This window comes from Aeromonas sp. R6-2 (assembly GCF_040908155.1).
In the GTDB taxonomy this organism is placed as follows: domain Bacteria; phylum Pseudomonadota; class Gammaproteobacteria; order Enterobacterales; family Aeromonadaceae; genus Aeromonas; species Aeromonas schubertii.
The window spans coordinates 1-18,768 of record NZ_JBFODE010000021.1; the positions used below are offsets into that span (position 1 = coordinate 1).

Genomic DNA, 18,768 nt, shown 5'->3' on the forward strand with positions numbered 1-18,768 from the left:
CTGGCGTGCAGGAAATCGAGGGCCTGTTCGATGCGCATAAAAAATCCGAAACCAATCAATAGGTTTCGGATTTTCACACATCAGAAGGATCGGTCGATGGATCCTTAACTGATCGGCATTACCCTGCCAGGCAGGGTGTTTGTCATTGCGGGATCAGGCTGCGTGATGCAGGCTGGCCGGTTGATAGAGAGACTTGTCGGCGGCCAGCTCCATGGGATCGAAGTCATCCACGTTGATGGTGTAGAGCCGGCTTGCCTCGGCGCGGCGCAGCACATCGGCCTCGCTCTCGCTCAGGACGCCGGCAGCCAGACCGCTGTCGGCTACCTTGTCCAGCCCGGTGAAGGGACGCTTGATGCCATCGGCCTTGCATACCTTGTCAAACAACGGCTCGGCGGCCAGCACATCATCGAGTGCTTGCTCGAGCAGGCCGAAGGGGTTGCCCTCCTCGCGGGTGAGGTACTGCCCCTTGGCCAGACGGCTGCGGCTCTCGCTCGGGGTTTGCAGCAGGCGGGCGACCTTGTTGTCCAGCTTGTCAGACGGCTTGTGCATGTCGCAACCGAGTGGCAGCACCAGAAGGCGCAGGGCGCGGCCAATCCAGCGATTCGGGAAGTTGCGCAGCAGCTCGTCAATGGCCTGCTGGGCCTTGAACAGGGCATCTTGCAAGGACCAGTGCAGCAGCGGCAGATCCCCCTTCTGACGCCCCTCGTCGTCGAAGCGCTTGAGGGCGGCGGAGGCCAGATAGAGCTGGCTCAGCACATCACCCAGGCGCGCCGAGACTCGCTCCTTGCGCTTGAGCTCCCCACCCAGGGTCCCCATGGCCACGTCCGAAAGGAAGGCGAGGTTGGCCGACAGGCGTGCCAGCTTCTGGTAGTAGGGACGGGTTTCATCCTTGAAGGGGGAGCCAGCCAGACGAGCACCTGTGAGCCCCAACCAGAGGCTGCGAACCATGTTACTCATGGCAAATCCCACATGGCGGAACATGGCCTTGTCGAAGTCCTTGAGTCCCTGCTCGGGGTCGGGATGGGCGGCGGCCAGCATCTCGGTCAGCACGTAGGGGTGGCAGCGGATGGCCCCTTGCCCATAGATGATCATGGAGCGGGTCAGGATGTTGGCCCCTTCTACCGTGATGGCGATAGGAGCCCCCTGATAGCCCCGAGCCAGGTAGTTGTTCGGGCCCATGCAGATCCCCTTGCCGCCGTGGATATCCATGGCATCGATGATGCACTTCTGGGCGCGGTCGGTGAGGTGATACTTGACGATGGCCGAGATGACCGAGGGTTTTTCGCCCAGATCGATACCGGCAACGGTCAGACTGGCGGCCGCTCCCATGATGTAGGCGTTACCGCCGATACGAGCGAGCGGCTCTTCGATCCCCTCCATTTTGCCGATAGGCAGCTTGAACTGACGACGGATCCGGCTGTAGGCGCCGGAGGCCAGGGCCAGCATCTTGACGCCACCCGTGCTGTTGGAGGGGAGGGTGATGCCGCGACCGACCGACAGACACTCGACCAGCATGCGCCAACCCTGACCGGCCATGGCCGGGCCACCGATGATGAAGTCGAGGGGGACGAAGAGATCCCTGGCCTGGGTCGGGCCGTTTTGGAACGGTACATTGAGGGGGAAGTGGCGGCGACCGATCTCAACCCCTTTCAGGTGAGTCGGAATGAGGGCGCAGGTGATGCCGAGCTCCTCGTCACCCCCCAGCAGATGTTCGGGGTCTCGCAGCTTGAAGGCCAGGCCCAGTACGGTCGCGATGGGAGCCAGCGTGATGTAGCGCTTGTTCCAGGTCAGGCGCATGCCGAGCACTTCTTTGCCTTCCCACTCGCCCTTGCAGACGACGCCGGTATCGGGAATGGAGCCCGCATCCGAGCCAGCCTCGGGGCTGGTCAGGGCGAAGCAGGGGATCTCCTTGCCCACAGCCAGGCGAGGCAGGTAGTAATCCTTTTGCTCCTCGGTACCGTAGTGTTGCAGCAGCTCGCCCGGACCGAGGGAGTTGGGGACGCCCACGGTGGAGGCGAGCACGGCGCTGGCACCGGTCAGTTTCTGCAGTACGCAGGACTGGGCATAGGCGGAAAATTCCAGACCACCATATTTTTTCTTGATGATCATGGCGAAGAACTTGTTCTCCTTGAGGTATTGCCATACCTCGGGGGAGAGATCGGCACGCTGATGGGTGACCTCCCAGTCGCTGACCATGCGGCAAACGGTCTCTACCGGACCGTCTAGGAAGGCTTGTTCCTCGGCGCTGAGGGTGTTGGCTGGAATACGGTGCAGCTTCTTCCAGTCCGGGTCGCCGGCAAACAGCTCGGCTTCCCACCAGGTAGTTCCGGCTTCGATGGCTTCTTTCTCGGTGCGCGACATCTCCGGCATGATCCCCTTGTAGAGCTTGAACAGGGGTTTGGAGATGTTGCTGCGGCGCAGCTCGACCAGATTGAGGGGAAGCGCCACCGCGGCAAACAGCAGCCAGAGCAGCCAGGGAAGGTGGCCATAGAGGCTACCGACCAGCAGGGCTGCGAAGGTGATCAGGGTGGACATCAAGAGAGGAGTACGGCGATACGCCAGCGCTCCGATGACGATCAGGACCCCGAGCAGGGTGAGGGCCGTAGTCATTGTATGCTCCTTGCGATAGGGTTAACGAGTCACTGACTCATCTGGAGGTCTGACCTGTTGGTCATGAGATATCTTGTAATGGATAGGTTGCGAATTATCAAGTTGTTTACAAAACCCCGGCTGGTGAATGTGATGGGGGCCGCATCGACAGAGACCATCGTCGGTTGAGAATGATTTGCAAGGGGCGACGCGCGCAAAACCTTGTGCGACAATGACGCGGTTATTGCTGACTGAAAGAGAGCAACCATGTACCAAGATCTGATCCGCAGTGAACTGACCGAAGCGGCCGACGTGCTGCAGAAATTCCTGGCAGACGAGCAAAACATCCAGAATATCGAGGCCGCCGCCAAGCTGTTGGCCGCCTCTTTCAAGGAGGAGGGCAAGGTGCTCTCCTGCGGCAACGGTGGCTCCCACTGTGACGCCATGCATTTTGCCGAGGAGCTGACCGGCCGCTATCGGGAGAACCGTCCGGGTTATGCCGGTATCGCCATCTCGGATCCGAGCCATCTCTCCTGCGTCTCCAATGATTTTGGTTACGACTTCGTCTTCTCTCGCTATGTCGAGGCGGTCGGTCGCCGCGGCGACGTGCTGCTTGGCATCTCTACCAGCGGCAACTCCGGTAACATCATCAAGGCTATCGAGGCCGCTCGTGCCAAGGGGATGAAGGTGATCGCCCTGACAGGCAAGGATGGCGGCAAGATGGCCGGCCTGGCCGATGTAGAGATCCGTGTGCCCCACTTCGGCTACGCCGATCGCATTCAGGAGGTGCACATCAAGGTGATCCACATCCTGATCCAGCTGGTCGAGAAGGAGATGGCCAAGTAATTGGCTGGCGGGAGAGGCCATGTGTGAACTGCTTGGCATGAGTGCCAATGTTCCGACCGACATCTGTTTCAGCTTTAGTGGCCTGATGCTGCGCGGGGGCAAGACTGGCCCCCATCGTGACGGTTGGGGGATCACCTTCTACGAAGGGCGGGGTTTTCGCACCTTCAAGGATCCCCAGCCGAGCGCCGAGTCGCACATCGCGCGCCTGGTGCAGGAGTACCCCATCAAGAGTTGCGCCGTGGTGAGCCACATCCGCCAGGCCAACCGGGGCAAGGTCTCGCTGGAAAATACCCACCCCTTCACCCGGGAGCTGTGGGGCCGTTACTGGACCTTCGCCCACAACGGCCAGCTAACCGGCTGGAAGCGGTTGCCAACCGGTCGCCACCGCCCGGTGGGGCAGACCGACAGCGAGCATGCGTTCTGCTGGCTGCTCGACCGGCTCGAGCAGAAGTACCGTCGTCAGCCGGCCAACTTTCCCGCCATGTTTCGCTATCTCGCATCCCTGTGTCAGCAGTTGCGTCAGCTTGGGGTCTTCAACATGCTGCTCTCTGACGGGGTGTACGTGATGACCTTCTGCTCCAACAACCTGCACTGGTTGACCCGGCGCGCCCCCTTTGGAGAGGCGACCCTGCTCGATGACGAGGTCTCCATCGACTTTCAGAGCGAAACCACGCCCAACGACGTGGTGACGGTGATAGCGACGCGACCACTCACCGGCAATGAATGCTGGCAGGCGATGGGGCCGGGGGAATACAACCTGTTTCGCCTCGGCGAGCGGATTGCCGGCGGGCAGGGGTAAACCGCTGAGACATCAATAAAGAGGGAGGCCAGGGCCTCCCTCTTTATATTGGCGATGTCACCAGGGTCATGCTCATTCGCTGGCGTAGCCGGCCGGCCCCAGAGGCTCGCCGTCCATCAGCGCCTTGTCGTGCATCATTACCAGGCGTCCCATGCAGAACCAGCTCACCACCAGAGGGTAGATGGCGTGCTCTTGCACCTGTACCCGGGCGGCGACCTCTTCTTCGCTGTCGTCTTCGAAGATGGGGACGCGCGCCTGCAGCACCACGGGCCCCCCGTCGAGCTCTTCGGTGACGAAGTGGACGCTGGCGCCGTGCTCGGTCTCACCGGCCTCGATGGCACGACGATGAGTATGGAGCCCCTGGTACTTGGGCAGCAGGGAGGGGTGGATATTGAGCATGCGGCCACGAAAGCGGGCGATGAAGCCGGGTGAAAGGATACGCATGAAGCCGGCCATCACGATAAGATCGGGACGGTAGCCCGCCACCAGCTCACCGAGGGCGGCATCGTAGGACTCCCTGTCCGCGAAATCGGCGGCGGCCACTACCTCGGTGGCACACCCCGCCTCACGGGCACGGGTGAGGCCATAGGCCTCACCCTTGTTGCTCACCACGGCCACCACTTCGCCGGCGATGCGACCCGCGTGGCAGGCATCGAGGATCGCCTGCAGGTTGCTGCCATTGCCGGAGATGAGGACCAGAATGCGTTTCATCGGATGACAACCTGCTCCTCGCCGGCGGGCTGGGCGGCGATATGCCCGATGTGCCAGGCCTGCTCCCCTTCGGCCTTGAGCAGGGTCAGGGCCTTGTCGAGCTGGTGCTGGGGCAGGGCGATGATCATACCAACGCCGCAGTTGAAGGTGCGATACATCTCGTGACGGGTGACGTTACCGGCCTCTTGCAACCAGCTGAACACCGCCGGCCATTGCCAGCTCTGCTCGTCGATGATCGCCTGGGTCTGCTCGGGCAGCACGCGCGGGATGTTCTCCCAGAAGCCGCCACCAGTGATGTGGGACAGCGCATGGATCTCGCACTCCTTGAGCAGCTTGAGCACGGGTTTGACATAGATGCGGGTCGGCTCCAGCAGCGCGTTGGCCAGGGTGGTCTCCCCCAGCTTCTGATGCACGTCGGCACCGGAGACCTCAAGGATCTTGCGAATAAGGGAGAAGCCGTTGGAGTGGGGGCCGCTGGCGGCCAGGGCGATCAGGGCATCCCCGGCCTGGACCTTGCTGCCATCGATGATCTCGCTCTTTTCCACCACGCCCACGCAGAAGCCGGCGATGTCGTAATCTTCCCCTTCATACATGCCAGGCATCTCGGCGGTCTCGCCGCCCACCAGGGCGCAACCGGATTGCTCACAGCCAGCACCGATCCCGGTCACCACGGCCGCAGCGGTCTCCACATCCAGCTTGCCGGTGGCGTAGTAGTCGAGGAAGAAGAGAGGCTCGGCCCCCTGCACGATGAGATCGTTGACGCACATAGCCACCAGATCGATACCGACAGTGTCGTGTTTCTTCAGATCGATGGCCAGGCGCAGTTTGGTGCCCACCCCATCGGTTCCGGAGACCAGCACAGGCTCCTTGTAGCCGGCCGGAATTTGACACAAGGCCCCAAAGCCGCCGAGACCACCCAGGACTTCCGGACGGCGTGTGCGTTTGGCCACACCCTTGATACGATCGACCAGGGCATTGCCCGCATCGATGTCCACGCCTGCATCCTTGTAGCTCAGTGAGGTTTTGTCAGTCACGAGTATTCCCCGTCAAGTGGTGATAATGGAGGGTAAAATTCGGGGCGTATTCTAGCAGCAGGGGCCAAAAAGCAGAAAGGAAATCGTTTGCGCGCGAGGCGGCAAAAAAGCTCCACAAGAAGGGGGGATTTGGTGTATGATTCCGCGATTTTTTTGCGCGGCAGTTCCAGGAGATAATAATGAAAGTCGTAGAAGCCAAACACCCGCTTATCAAACACAAACTCGGTCTGATGCGCGAAGGGGAGATCAGCACCAAGCGCTTTCGCGAGCTGGCCAAGGAAGTGGGCAGTCTGCTCACCTACGAGGCGACTTCTGACTTCGAAACCGAGAAGGTTACCATCAACGGTTGGAACGGGCCAGTAGAAATTGATCAGATCAAGGGCAAGAAAGTCACCGTCGTGCCCATCCTGCGCGCCGGTCTTGGCATGATGGACGGTGTGCTCGAGCACATGCCCAGTGCCCGTGTCAGCGTGGTGGGGATCTACCGCGACGAGGAGACCCTGCAACCGGTCCCCTATTTCGAGAAGATTGTCAGCAATATCGAAGAGCGTCTGGCGCTGGTGGTCGATCCCATGCTGGCCACTGGCGGCTCCATGATCGCCACCATCGATCTGCTCAAGAAGAAGGGGTGTCAGTCCATCAAAGTGTTGGTGCTGGTAGCCGCCCCCGAGGGGATCAAGGCCCTTGAAGCCGCTCATCCGGATGTGGAGCTCTACTGCGCCGCCATCGACCAGGGCCTCAACGAGAAGGGCTATATCGTGCCTGGTCTCGGTGATGCCGGCGACAAGATCTTCGGCACCAAGTAATATCGAAAGTCCCATGCGAAGCCGGCCCTGTGCCGGCTTCGTGCTTTTTCGGGATGCCATCTCCTGGCGCCTTGCTGGAGGCGGACCCTTACCGCTACCATAGCCCCACTCAATATTGAATCGAGAGCCTGCCGATCATGATGCACAAGACCCTCGTTACCCTGCTGCTGTGTATAGCCTCTGCCGCCAGTTGGGCCGTTCAGATCCCGGATCTCTATTTGGGGCGTGCCGGTGCGAGCACCGAGATGGTCAAAGCCCAGGGCGAAGCATTGGGTGCCGTGCTTATCAAGCTAACCGGCAAGCGGGAGGTGCTGACCCAGCCCGAGATCGCCGCCGCCCTTACCAAACCGGGTGAATATATTCGCCGCTATGTCTATCAGGGGGAGGGGAGCGCTCGCCAACTGGTGGCCGAGATGGATCCGGGACGCGTCAATCAGCTGCTCAGTCAGGCCAAGCTGCCACTGCTTGGGGCGGTTCGTCCCCAGATAGCCCTCTGGCTGGTGATCGACGACAGCCAGCGGCGCATGGTCTCTGACCAGTCTCAAGATGGCTGGGCCAACGAGCTGCGTAGCGGTGCAGCCCCGCTGGCGCTACCTGTCGTGCTGCCCATCATGGATCTCGATGACAGCTCGGCGGTCGCGGTGACCGATGTGCTGGGGCGTTTCGCCGAACCGGTGGCAGCCGCCAGCCAGCGCTATGGTGCCGAGATGGTGCTGCTGGGGCGGTTGAGTGCCGAAGATGAGACCTGGACTCTGGAGTGGGGTCTCTATGGTAGCAAGGACGGTCAGCTCTCGGAGCTGACCAAGGGGAGCCTGAGTGGCAACCAGCAGGCAGTCAGCGAGCAGCTCACCACCCAGCTCTCGGCCTGGCTGGTAGAGCACTACGGCGCCAAGGTGTCGGGGGAGCGTGGCCAGTTGCAACTGACGGTGGAGGGGCTCAGCCAGATGAACGACATCGCCAACGTACAGAGCCTTATCAAGGGCATGGCCAGTGTTGCCAGTGTCGAGTTGGCCGAGCTGGATATGGAGAGCGCAACGTTCAACCTCTCCTTCTATGGGGAGCAGAAGGAGCTCGAGCGCGGACTCTCCCTCGATGCGCGCCTGGCTCAGGTTGGCAGCCAGCCCGGCAGCCTGCACTACCGCTGGAGTGGCCAGTGACCTTTTACCGCCCGGCTTGCCGGGCGGTTCTCTCCCGGGCCACACAATGGTACACTGAAAGGCAAATGACACAGTTTAAGCCTCAAGAGTGAAACAACCGGCCCAGCTATCCCTAGCCGTTCAACTACCGGATGACGAAACCTTCGCCAGTTTCTACCCCGGCAGCAATGCCCACCTGATCACGGCACTGAAAAATGCAGCCATCGGTCAGGGCTCTCCGTTTATCTACTTCTGGGGTCCCAAGGGAACCGGTCGTTCCCATCTGCTCCACGCCACCTGCGCCGAGGTCAATGCCCGCGATGCGGCGGCGGCTTATTTACCCCTCGATCAGTTCGAACGGCTCGATCCCAGCATGCTCGAGGCCCTCGAGAGCCTGCCTCTGGTCTGTCTCGACAATCTGGAGGCGATCGCCGGTAACGAGCGATGGGAACGGGCCCTGTTTGACTTCTATAACCGCTGGCGTGAGAAGGGGCAGCCCGGCTCTCTGGTGGTCACCGGCACCAGTGCACCGCGCAAGATTGGACTGCAGCTGCCGGATCTCGCCTCGCGTCTGGACTGGGGGGTCAACTTTCACCTCGATGAGCTCGATGACGAGGGCAAGCTCAGCGCCCTGCAGCTGCGTGCCGAGCTGCGCGGATTCAAACTCCCCATCGATGTGGGTCGTTTCCTGCTTAACCGACTGTCGCGGGATATGCGTACCCTGCTGGCGACCCTCAACCAGCTCGACAACGCCTCGTTTCGTGCCAAGCGCAAGCTCACCATCCCCTTTGTCAAAGAGATCCTCGAGCTTTAAGTTTGCAGATGGTTCCCAAAAGAAACCCCGGCGTCAGGCCGGGGTTTTTGATTGCTATCCGTTGATGATCAATGGAACTGATCTTCTTCGGTAGAGCCCGTTAACGCGGTCACCGAGGATTGGCCGCCCTGGATGACGGTGGTCACCTTGTCGAAGTAACCGGTGCCGACCTCCTGCTGGTGCGCCACGAAGGTATAGCCCTGCTTGGCGGCGGCAAATTCCGGCTCCTGCACCATCTCGACATAGTGCTTCATCCCCTCGCCACGAGCGTACTGGTAGGCCAGTTGGTACATGTTGAACCACATGTTGTGGATACCCGCGAGCGTGATGAACTGATACTTGTAGCCCATGTCAGAGAGCTCCTGCTGGAAGCGGGCGATGGTGGCATCGTCCAGGTTCTTCTTCCAGTTAAAGCTCGGGGAGCAGTTGTAGGCCAGGATGCGGTCCGGGAACTTGGCCTTGATGGCCTCGGCAAACTTGCGTGCCTCGTCCAGATCCGGCTTGGCGGTTTCACACCACACCATGTCGGCGTAGGGAGCATAGGCCAGACCGCGGGCGATGGCCTGATCGATACCGGCACGCACCTTGTAAAAGCCCTCGGCGGTGCGCTCACCGGTCAGGAAGTCCGCATCATAGGGATCGGCATCGGTGGTCAGCAGATCCGCCGCGTTGGCGTCGGTTCGGGCGATCACCAGGGTGGTGGTGCCGCACACGTCGGCTGCCAGACGTGCCGCAATGAGCTTTTGCACCGCTTCCTGGGTCGGCACCAGCACCTTGCCGCCCATGTGGCCACATTTTTTCACGGAGGCGAGCTGATCTTCGAAGTGCACGCCGGCGGCGCCCGCTTCAATCATCCCCTTCATCAGCTCGAAGGCGTTGAGTACGCCGCCAAAACCGGCCTCGGCGTCGGCGACGATGGGCAGGAAGTAGTCGATAAAGCCTTCATCGCCGGGGCCGACCTGGCTGGACCACTGGATCTGGTCAGCACGGGCGAAGGAGTTGTTGATGCGCTCCACCACCGACGGCACCGAGTTGGCCGGATAGAGGGACTGGTCCGGGTACATGGTGGAGGAGAGGTTGTTGTCTGCCGCCACTTGCCAGCCAGAGAGGTAGATTGCCTCGATGCCTGCCTTGGCCTGCTGCACCGCCTGGCCACCGGTCAGGGCGCCGAGGCAGTTCACATACCCCTTCTTGGCGCCACCGTGGATCAGCTCCCACAGCTTGTCGGCACCACGCTGGGCCAGGGTGTGGACCGGTTGAATGCTACCGCGCAGATTCACCACATCCTCGGCGCTGTAGCCGCGCTTGATCCCTTTCCAGCGGGGATTTTCCGCCCAGTCTTTCTCGATAGCCTGGATCTGTTGTTCACGGGTCAGTGCCATATCAGTTCCCTCTTTCATTGATTTCACGTTTCCATTTGACTTGTTATGGGGGCCGTCACCGGCCCGGGTTTCACAACCGCTCGTAGCCGGGCAGCGTGAGAAAATCGATCAGGGTGTCGGCGCAGGTGATCTGCTCCATCAGCTCGCTCGCCTCGGCGAAGCGTCTCGATTGCCAGCGGGCCTCACCGATCTCGCTCTTCACCACCTCCTGCTCTTCGGCCAGCATCTGGCGGAACAGGGCCTTGGTCACCACCTGACCGTCGGAGAGGGTCTTGCCGTGGCGGATCCACTGCCAGATGGAGGTGCGCGAGATCTCGGCGGTGGCGGCATCTTCCATCAGACCGTAGATGGGCACGCAGCCGTTACCCTGGATCCAGGCTTCCAGATATTGCAGGGCGACGCGGATATTGGTACGCATGCCGGCCTCGGTGCGCTCGCCCTCACAGGGGGCCAGCAGGTCGGCGGCTGTGATGGGCGCATCCTGCTCGCGCAGCACACCGATCTGGTTCTTGGCTCCGGCCGGGATGACGGCGTTGAAGACCCCCATGGCGGTGTCAGCCAGTCCCGGGTGCGCCACCCAGGTGCCATCGTGGCCGTTGTCGGCCTCGCGCTGCTTGTCTGCCAGGACCTTGGCAAACACCTGTTCATTGACCGCCGGATCCTTGGCCGGGATGAAGGCTGCCATACCGCCCATGGCCAGGGCGCCGCGCTTGTGACAGGTCTTGATCAGCAGGCGCGAATAGGCATTCAGGAACGGCTTGTCCATGGTCACCACCTGGCGATCCGGCAAAACGCGATCCGGGTGATTTTTGAGTGTCTTGATGTAGCTGAAGATGTAGTCCCAGCGGCCGCAGTTGAGCGCGACGATGTGATCCTTCATCTGATAGAGCAGCTCGTCCATCTCGAACACAGCGGGCAGGGTCTCGATCAGCACGGTAGCCTTGATGGTGCCGCGGGGCAGGCCGAACTTGTCTTCGGTCCAGGCGAACACCTCACTCCACCAGCGTCCTTCCAGGTGGCTCTGCAGCTTGGGCACGTAGAAGTAGGGTCCCGAGCCCTTGGCCAGCAGCGCCTTGTGGTTGTGCAGGAAGTAGAGGGAAAAATCGAGCAGGCCACCGGGGATGGGCTGGCCGTCGAAGGTAATGTGTTTCTCCGGCAGATGCAGGCCGCGCACCCGGCAGATCAGTACGGCGGGGTTGGCACTCAGGGTATAGGCCTTGCCTTCGGGGCTGGTGAAGTCGATGGTGCCGTTGACCGCATCGCGCAGGTTGATCTGCCCCTCCATCACCTTGTCCCAGGCCGGAGCCAGAGAGTCTTCAAAGTCGGCCATGAAGACTCTTACGTTGGCATTGAGGGCGTTGATGATCATCTTGCGATCGACCGGCCCCGTGATCTCGACGCGTCGGTCTTGCAGATCGGCGGGGATGCCGCGCACCGTCCAGTCGCCCTCGCGGATGTGGGCCGTCTCGGGCAGAAAATCGGGCAGCTCGCCGGCATCGATGCGCGCCTGGCGTGCGATACGCTGCCCCAGCAGTTCATCACGCTGGGGGGCGAAGCGCTCCACCAGTTCGGCCACCAGCTGCACCGCCTCCGGGGTGAGGATCTGGGCATATTCGGGACGCATCTGGCCTGTGATGACCAGGCGGCTGCTGCAGTGGGTTTGGGCCGGTGCCGACATGGGATGACTCCTTGAAAATTACATTTTGAACAAATTCACTACGACCAAAATCGTTCCCTGTTCTGGATGAGTACCCATCGAGTGTTGACTCATCGCTGTTTAAGTTGCGCAAAAACGTTCAAATCGTCAACACATTTTTTTAAACACTTGTTTTCATTTTCGATATAAATGGCTGTTTTTAATGGGTTAATGAATTGTGAGTATTTGCTCTAGGTAGATGGATATGCTTAACGGACCCTATCGTCCAGAGGGGGGAGGGGAGAGAGGGGAGAGGCTGTGTGCGCGATCGCTGTTACGTAATTAAATTACCAATTAGGGTGAGTGCAAAAATAAATCCCGAGGTCACTCCAAGCTTGATTCGGCCCCCTTGCACTGGCCCTGTTTAAGTCGAGGTACGATTGCCAATGCCATGATGTCATGAGCATTTTATGAGCTGTTTGAAACTGCTACGACGTTAGTCTCGGCCTTGTCGGTCGCAGATAGGCGAGGTTGGCATGGGAAGGCGATGATGTTGGTTTGTATCAGGATCGGTCTCTGTTCATCACCGAGGGTGGGGGGATCTAAACAGCATATTTTGCTGTCGTTGATTTATCCGGTGGTTTTTTGTCGTTTTTTGTGCGAGGGACGGTTCGGGGGAAGCGAGAGCAGGCGCCGGGCGAAACAAAAAAGCCTCCCGAAGGAGGCTTTAGTGAATGTTGTCGAGATCAACGTGCCAGATTGTCCGGCAGGTGCTCGCGCATGCGGGCCAGCATCTCTTTGACGACGCGCGGATTGCCAACGACCAGGTTACCGGACTGCTCGTAGTTGTGGCCGCCGACGAAATCGGTGACGATGGCGCCCGCTTCCTTGGCCAAAAGCTCACCGGCTGCGGTATCCCAGGGCTTGAGGCCCATCTCCCAGAAGCCGTCGACACGGCCGGCGGCCACGTAGGCGAGATCCAGGGCGGCGGAGCCGGCACGACGGATATCGGCACACTCGATGAAGAGGGCTTGGAACATCTTCTGGTACGGCTCGATCTGGTGCTTCTGCTTGAACGGGAAGCCGGTAGCCAGCACGGTGCCGGAGAGATCCTTGGCCTTGCCGGTACGGATGCGGTAACCGTTAAGCTGGGCACCGGAGCCACGGGTGGCAGTAAACAGCTCGTCACGGATCGGATCGTAGACGACGGCTTGCTCGGTACGACCCTTTACGCGCAGGGCGATGGAGATGGCAAAGTGGGGGATACCCTTGACGAAGTTGGTGGTGCCATCCAGCGGGTCAATGATCCATTGATAATCCGGGTTGGTACCGGCGATTTCACCACTCTCCTCGCCGATAATGCCGTGCTCGGGATAGGATTTCTTGATGGTGTGAATGATGGCTGCTTCGGCGTCACGATCAACGTTGGTCACGAAATCGTTGCTCCCCTTCTGCATAGCCTCGATGTTCTCGGGCTGGGAGAAGGCTTTGACAATAACTTGACCGGCGTTGCGCGCAGCGCGCACAGCGATATTCAGCATCGGATGCATAGACTCACCACTGGATGTTAAAGAACGGGGAAATTTAGGACGCGGCATTCTACTCAAAAGTGTGGGCAAAGTACAAAACAAATCGTAGCCCCTGGGCCAGGGACGAGGTGGTCCATGATTGTTACTTTTTCTTCAGCCAGAGGGCGCGACAAGGGAAACGCGAGAGATGGGGTGGTGAACATTTCATCAGTCATTAGAAAAACTAGGGCATTGAGATGATAAAGATTCGTTCGTCTAGTGTGACCTGAGTCACTAATATAGCCCTGCGGTTGGGGTCCTCCCGACCCTGTGACTCCTGCGGCGCTTCCGCACCGATTCCATCTTACTGACTTAAAGCCAGCCCGCTTTCGGGATGGCCGGGCTTTCTCTTTTCGGGTCCACTATGCAACGCAACGGTTTTTACGCTCTCTATTTTATTACCATCCTGATGGTGGCGGTCGGGCAGATGACCCAGACCCTTTATGTTCCCTCTATTGGCCAGATGGCACGGGACTTCATGGTCCGTCCCGGGGCTTTGCAGGCGGTCATGGCCTGTTATCTCATTCCCTATGGTCTCTCCCAGTTTGTCTATGGTCCTCTCTCCGATCGTATGGGCCGCCGCCCCGTGCTGGTGATCGGCATGATGGTCTTTCTGGCCGGTACCCTGGTGATCCAGTGGGTGCCGACCTTCGATGCCCTGCTGCTGGGAAGCGTGATCCAGGGCTTGGGTACCGGTGCGGCCGGCGCCATGAGCCGTACCGTGATGCGGGATCGCTACAGCGGCGCCGAGCTCAACCGTGCCAACAGCCTGGTGAGCATGGGGGTGATCTTCTCACCGCTGCTGGCACCCATGATCGGTGGCTGGCTGACCGAACTGGTTAACTGGCGCGCCGGGTACTGGTTTTTGTTCATCTTCGGCGCCCTCACCACGCTTGCCATCATGCTCTGGTTTGCCGAGACCCTGCCCGCCGAGCGTCGTCAGCCTCAGCGAGTAACGGCGGCCTATCGCCACGTGCTCGGCCATGGTCGTTTTCAGGGAAATCTGCTGTGCCTGATGGCGACCTTCTCCGGTCTGGCTGTCTTCGAGGCCGCCGCCGGGGTGATCATGGGCAAGGATTTGCAACTCTCTGCCAAAGCAGTCAGCGTGCTCTTCGTGCTGCCGCTGCCCGGTTACATGTTTGGGGCCTGGCTCTCGGCACGTTTGAGCTATCGCTTGACTATGGGTAAGCTGATGCGCCTTGGCATCGCCTTTCTCGGAATTGGCAGCCTGACCATACTGGTGCCGGGTCTGCTCGGTGAGGTGAGTGCTGCCTCCCTGGTGCTCGGGGCTGCGCTCTACTTTGTTGGCAGTGGCATTCTCTATCCGACCGCCACGACCTGTGCCATCGAGCCCTTCCCGGGCCAGGCCGGTACGGCTGGCGCCATTTTGGGCGGCATGCAGAACCTGGGAGCCGGTCTGGTCACCCTGCTGGCCGCGGGGATCCCCATGCATGGACAGCTGACGCTCGGCATCATCATGACCCTGATGGTTCTGGTGGTCGTGGCCAGCTTTCTCTGGATGCGACGCGGTCACACTCCCGAGCATCAGATGGCTTGATCGGAATATATAAAGAAAAGGCCCGTCGCGATGACGGGCCTTTTTGTTGGTACCCCGGAGGTGCCGTTGCCGGTTTGGGCCCTTGAACCGTGAGTTCAAGGCGGAAGCCGGGCCTGGCCGCAGGCTTCTCGGTACGGGCCGAGCTTGCACAAATAACCAGGTTGCCGGGTTCCTTGGGGTATGAATATCGGCTCGGGGACATGAACCGACTGACGAGCACCCCAGGGATTTAAACGTTGGACGCGACCGCTTAGTCGTCGCCCTGACCATGTTCGATAAGCGCCGCCTCGATGGTGCGTTGCAGCATCTTGATGCGCTTGTCCATGGTCTCAGAGTATTGGTGATTCTTCTCTTTTTCAAGGCAGAGCTCATGGCAGAAATTGAGCGCTGCCATGATGGCCAGCTGTTCGTTGCTGGAGACGCGGGAACGCTGGCGAAGCTCGATCAGCTTCTCGTTGAGCTGGGTGGCCGCTGCCTGCAAGGCTGCCTGCTGTCCCGGCGGACAGGAGACCTTGTAGGGCCGACCCAGGATCACGATTTCAACGGCCTCTGTACTCATGCCTTCCTCGATTGGACTTGGCCTCGTGGGGCCCGGGTCCGCTTGGATAACTGGGCGGGACTATATAGCGCATAGTGTGAAGTTTCAAGGCCTTGCTGGCTCTGGTGCGGGTCGGGTGATAGGATCTTGGGCACATATGCTGCAACTTTGAGCGACACGAGATGAAAGAGGCTAATGGCGTAAGTTACGAGACCCTGGTCCCCCTTTTCGAGCAACACGATCTGATGGCCACCGCGGTGGAGGCCCATGCCGTGGTATGCGGTCTGATCTGCGGGGGTTGTCCCCTCGACGGCAAGAGCTGGTTGCCTCACCTTAACGATCTCATCAACGACGGTTTCGGCCTGCCGAGTCCGGTTCGTCAGGCAATGACCTCCCTCTACGACTCGGTGATCGCCTCCCTGATGGCTCAGAAAGGGGTCGAGCTGATGCTGCCGCCGGACGAGGCCCCCCTCGACGAGCGTATCGATGCCCTGGTGGAGTGGTCCCAGGCTTTCCTCGCCGGTTTTGGGGTGGTGCAGCAGGAGTTGGGTAAGGCCTCCGAGGAGCTGCAGGAGATGGTGCGCGATATCGCCAACATCACCCAGGTCTCGGATGAGCTGGATCAGGAGGACGAAGAGAACGAGGCCGCCTTCCTGGTGCTTTACGAGCACGTCAAACTCGGCGTCATGATGGCCTTCGAGGAGTGTGGCAAGCGTCCCTCCACCCCTGCCAGCGCACCGACGCTGCATTGATCCGGTGAGAAGTGCCGGGTGGCTCGCACCCCGGCGGCGGGGGCTGTGTTACCATGGCCCCCATCTTTTTACTCTCCACCGCGTGGAACCCTGCATGTCAGTTAACCACTACGATGTCGCCATCGTTGGCGGCGGCATGAGCGGCGCCTGTCTGGCGCTGGCGCTCTCTCGTCTTCCGTTACGGGTGGCGCTGCTGGAGGCGACCGAGCCCGACGTGGCCCACCACCCCGCTTTCGATGCCCGTGCCATCGCCCTCTCGGCCGGTAGCGTCGATGCCTTGAGCCGGCACGGGATCTGGCCCCTGCTGGCCGAACAGGCCGAGCCTATCACCCGGATCCACGTCTCCGATGCCGGTCATCTTGGGCAGGTGAGAATGGCGGCACAAGATTACCGGCTGCCGGCGCTCGGTCAGGTGATCGAGCTCACGACCACCGGGCGTGCCCTGCAACAGGCCCTGGCCAGGGCTCACAATGTGGATATCTACTGCCCGGTGACGCCGGTGGATCTGCAGCCCGGTGTCGAGGCGGTCTCCATGACCCTTGAAGATGGGCGGGCCCTCTCCACCCGTCTTCTGGTGGCGGCCGACGGGGGGCAGTCGTTTGTGCGCGATGCCTTGAAGATCCCCGTCACGCGTCACGACTTTGAGCAAAGTGCACTGATCGCCACCGTCAAGACGTCCGAGCATCCGCAAGGGCGTGCCTTCGAGCGCTTCACCAAGGGGGGACCGCTGGCCCTGCTGCCACTGCCTGGTGGACTCAGCTCCCTGGTTTGGAGCGTGCCGCGCCATGAGGCTCCCGAGCTCGCAGACCTGCCCGATGCGGCCTTTTTGGCTCGTCTGCAACAGGCCTTTGGCTGGCGCCTCGGACGCATCGAGCAGACAGGGCCGCGCCACCTCTATCCCTTGATCATGACTCAGGCCCCCTGGCCCATCGGACAGCGTGCCGTGCTGCTCGGCAATGCGGCCCATCTGCTGCACCCCATTGCGGGTCAAGGCTTTAACCTCGGCATGCGCGACATCGATCAACTGGTGCTGACCCTCGAAGAGGGGCTGAGCCGGGGCGAGCAGCCCGGCGATCATGAGATGCTGCGACGCTACTGGGGGCGGCGCCGTCAGGATCAACAGGACACCATCTGGCTCACCAGCGCACTCGCCCAGCTCTTTTCCAACGACTATGCCCCCCTGGTGGCCGGCCGTAATCTGGGGCTTTCCCTGATGGGCCATCTGTCCATGATGCAGCGTCCCCTGGTGGCGCAGACCCTGGGCTTTGGTGCTGCCCCCTCTGCGCACTGAAAGGAATTCCTATGCAAACTTTCGATCTCATCATCAACGGCGGCGGCATGGTCGGGTTGGCTCTGGCAGGCGCCCTCAAGGGGAGCGGCCTGCGTATCGCCATCATAGAGGGGGGCGTGCCCGAGCAGACCCTGGGGCCGGTGGCCGACAATCGGGTCAGTGCCCTGAGCCTGGCCAGCCAGCAGTTGCTGCGCCGGATCGGCGCCTGGCAAGGGATTGAGGCACGCCGCCTGCAGCCCTACACCCGTATGGAGGTGTGGGAGCAAGACAGTTTTGGCCGTATCCAGTTTGATGCGGCGCCTCTGCGCCAGCCGGCGCTTGGTCATATCGTCGAAAACAGGGTGATCCAGCTGGCGCTGCTCGAGGCGCTGGAGGGCGCGGCGGGGGTCACTCTTGTCACTCCGGCCCGGGCCACGTCGCTGCAGGTGGGGGAGAGTGGCGCCGTGCTGCTGCTCGAGGATGGTCGCGCTCTCGCTGCCAAGTTAGTGGTGGCCGCCGACGGGGCCCACTCCTGGTTGCGTCGTCAGGCCGATATTCCGCTCACCAGTTGGGACTATGGCCATCACGCCCTGGTGGCGACGGTGCAAACCAAAGATCCCCATGGCGGCGTCGCGCACCAGATCTTCACCCCGGACGGGCCGCTCGCCTTCCTGCCGCTCTGGGACGAGCACACCTGCTCCATCGTCTGGTCTCTGCCCCCGGCGCGGGCCGACGCATTGACCCAGTGCGATGAGGCGGACTTCAACCGCCGTCTTACCGTCGCCTTCGATGGCCGCCTCGGCCTGTGTCAGGTTCTGGGGGCGCGCAGTGCCATACCGCTCACCGCTCGTTTTGCTCGCGATTTTGCCCGTGAGCGGTTGGCCCTGATTGGGGATGCCGCCCACACCATACACCCTCTGGCAGGGCAGGGGGTCAATCTGGGGCTGCTCGATGTGGCGGCCCTGGCCGAGCAGATCCTCTCGGTACAGCGCGCCGGGGGCGATATCGGTCGACTCGAGAGCCTGCGCCCGTTTGAGCGGGCGCGCAAGGCGGAGGCGGCGCAAATGCTGGCCGCCATGGAGGGGCTCAAGCGGCTGTTTGCGGGCCGTCACCCGTTAAAGAAGCTGGTTCGAGGGGTTGGCTTGCTGGTGACCGATCTCGCCGTCCCCATCAAGGAGCGTTTCATCCTTGCCGCCATGGGGGTAGAGGCATTACCCCCTACCTTTACGAATGAAAAAAACTAATAAAAACACCATTTTTACCAAATTTAAGTAATGCGATATGGCTATCGGCGTACTCTCGGCGATAGCCTTTTATATTGGCTGGCAC

Annotated in this window: 16 protein-coding genes and 1 other RNA gene; 9 read left to right on the forward strand and 8 right to left on the reverse strand. The window is 60.9% G+C overall.

The window, feature by feature from the left end:
- Window positions 1–153: 153 nt before the first annotated feature.
- On the reverse strand, window positions 154–2,610 hold the full coding sequence (gene fadE, locus AB5Y48_RS02845; protein ID WP_224162805.1) for an acyl-CoA dehydrogenase FadE: 2,457 nt from the start codon (window positions 2,608–2,610) through the stop codon (window positions 154–156).
- Window positions 2,611–2,856: 246 nt separating this feature from the next.
- On the opposite strand from fadE, the gene lpcA reads away from it, so the two are divergent.
- Window positions 2,857–3,435, forward strand: coding sequence for a D-sedoheptulose 7-phosphate isomerase (gene lpcA / locus AB5Y48_RS02850; protein WP_050666141.1), 579 nt, complete (start codon window positions 2,857–2,859; stop codon window positions 3,433–3,435).
- Between the two features lie 19 nt (window positions 3,436–3,454).
- Complete coding sequence (locus AB5Y48_RS02855) at window positions 3,455–4,234, forward strand: class II glutamine amidotransferase (protein ID WP_368163711.1); 780 nt, start codon at window positions 3,455–3,457, stop codon at window positions 4,232–4,234.
- Window positions 4,235–4,306: 72 nt separating this feature from the next.
- Here AB5Y48_RS02855 and purN read toward each other — a convergent pair whose 3' ends face one another.
- Entirely contained in the window at window positions 4,307–4,945 is a 639-nt protein-coding gene (gene purN, locus AB5Y48_RS02860) for a phosphoribosylglycinamide formyltransferase (protein ID WP_368163712.1), read from the reverse strand.
- Window positions 4,942–5,979: a phosphoribosylformylglycinamidine cyclo-ligase gene (purM, locus tag AB5Y48_RS02865; RefSeq protein ID WP_060586806.1), complete on the reverse strand. Its 1,038-nt coding sequence runs from the start codon at window positions 5,977–5,979 to the stop codon at window positions 4,942–4,944. The genes purN and purM overlap by 4 nt, the downstream gene beginning before the upstream one ends.
- A gap of 179 nt (window positions 5,980–6,158) precedes the next feature.
- On the opposite strand from purM, the gene upp reads away from it, so the two are divergent.
- The 3 genes from upp (at window position 6,159) to hda (ending at window position 8,735) form a co-directional block, all read left to right on the forward strand.
- Window positions 6,159–6,785, forward strand: coding sequence for a uracil phosphoribosyltransferase (gene upp, locus AB5Y48_RS02870; RefSeq protein WP_050666145.1), 627 nt, complete (start codon window positions 6,159–6,161; stop codon window positions 6,783–6,785).
- 137 nt (window positions 6,786–6,922) lie between these two features.
- The gene (locus AB5Y48_RS02875) at window positions 6,923–7,942 is read left to right on the forward strand and encodes a DUF2066 domain-containing protein (protein WP_368163713.1); all 1,020 of its coding nucleotides are present in this window, start codon (window positions 6,923–6,925) and stop codon (window positions 7,940–7,942) included.
- An 88-nt stretch (window positions 7,943–8,030) separates the two neighbouring features.
- Window positions 8,031–8,735: a DnaA inactivator Hda gene (gene hda / locus AB5Y48_RS02880; RefSeq protein ID WP_368163714.1), complete on the forward strand. Its 705-nt coding sequence runs from the start codon at window positions 8,031–8,033 to the stop codon at window positions 8,733–8,735.
- Window positions 8,736–8,803: 68 nt separating this feature from the next.
- On the opposite strand, the gene aceA is transcribed toward hda, so the two are convergent.
- The 3 genes from aceA to suhB form a co-directional block, all read right to left on the reverse strand.
- On the reverse strand, window positions 8,804–10,117 hold the full coding sequence (gene aceA, locus AB5Y48_RS02885; protein WP_368163715.1) for an isocitrate lyase: 1,314 nt from the start codon (window positions 10,115–10,117) through the stop codon (window positions 8,804–8,806).
- A 70-nt stretch (window positions 10,118–10,187) separates the two neighbouring features.
- Entirely contained in the window at window positions 10,188–11,795 is a 1,608-nt protein-coding gene (gene aceB, locus AB5Y48_RS02890; protein ID WP_368163716.1) for a malate synthase A, read from the reverse strand.
- A 704-nt stretch (window positions 11,796–12,499) separates the two neighbouring features.
- A complete protein-coding gene (gene suhB, locus AB5Y48_RS02895; RefSeq protein WP_050666149.1) occupies window positions 12,500–13,303 on the reverse strand; it encodes an inositol-1-monophosphatase in 804 nt (267 codons plus the stop codon).
- 382 nt (window positions 13,304–13,685) lie between these two features.
- On the opposite strand from suhB, the gene emrD reads away from it, so the two are divergent.
- Complete coding sequence (emrD, locus tag AB5Y48_RS02900) at window positions 13,686–14,879, forward strand: multidrug efflux MFS transporter EmrD (protein WP_050666150.1); 1,194 nt, start codon at window positions 13,686–13,688, stop codon at window positions 14,877–14,879.
- Between the two features lie 47 nt (window positions 14,880–14,926).
- Here emrD and ssrS read toward each other — a convergent pair.
- Together ssrS and zapA are read right to left on the reverse strand one after the other, a co-directional pair.
- Window positions 14,927–15,110: non-coding RNA, 6S RNA (gene ssrS, locus AB5Y48_RS02905), on the reverse strand.
- Window positions 15,111–15,129: 19 nt separating this feature from the next.
- On the reverse strand, window positions 15,130–15,438 hold the full coding sequence (gene zapA, locus AB5Y48_RS02910; protein WP_050666151.1) for a cell division protein ZapA: 309 nt from the start codon (window positions 15,436–15,438) through the stop codon (window positions 15,130–15,132).
- A gap of 161 nt (window positions 15,439–15,599) precedes the next feature.
- On the opposite strand from zapA, the gene AB5Y48_RS02915 reads away from it, so the two are divergent.
- The 3 genes from AB5Y48_RS02915 to AB5Y48_RS02925 all read left to right on the forward strand — a co-directional run bounded on the left by AB5Y48_RS02915 (window position 15,600) and on the right by AB5Y48_RS02925 (window position 18,683).
- Window positions 15,600–16,169 (forward strand): UPF0149 family protein, encoded by a 570-nt coding sequence (locus AB5Y48_RS02915; protein ID WP_368163717.1) that lies wholly within the window; start codon window positions 15,600–15,602, stop codon window positions 16,167–16,169.
- A 94-nt stretch (window positions 16,170–16,263) separates the two neighbouring features.
- Window positions 16,264–17,460 (forward strand): 2-octaprenyl-6-methoxyphenyl hydroxylase, encoded by a 1,197-nt coding sequence (gene ubiH, locus AB5Y48_RS02920; protein WP_368163718.1) that lies wholly within the window; start codon window positions 16,264–16,266, stop codon window positions 17,458–17,460.
- Between the two features lie 5 nt (window positions 17,461–17,465).
- Window positions 17,466–18,683 (forward strand): FAD-dependent 2-octaprenylphenol hydroxylase, encoded by a 1,218-nt coding sequence (locus tag AB5Y48_RS02925; protein ID WP_368163730.1) that lies wholly within the window; start codon window positions 17,466–17,468, stop codon window positions 18,681–18,683.
- Window positions 18,684–18,768 lie beyond the last annotated feature (85 nt).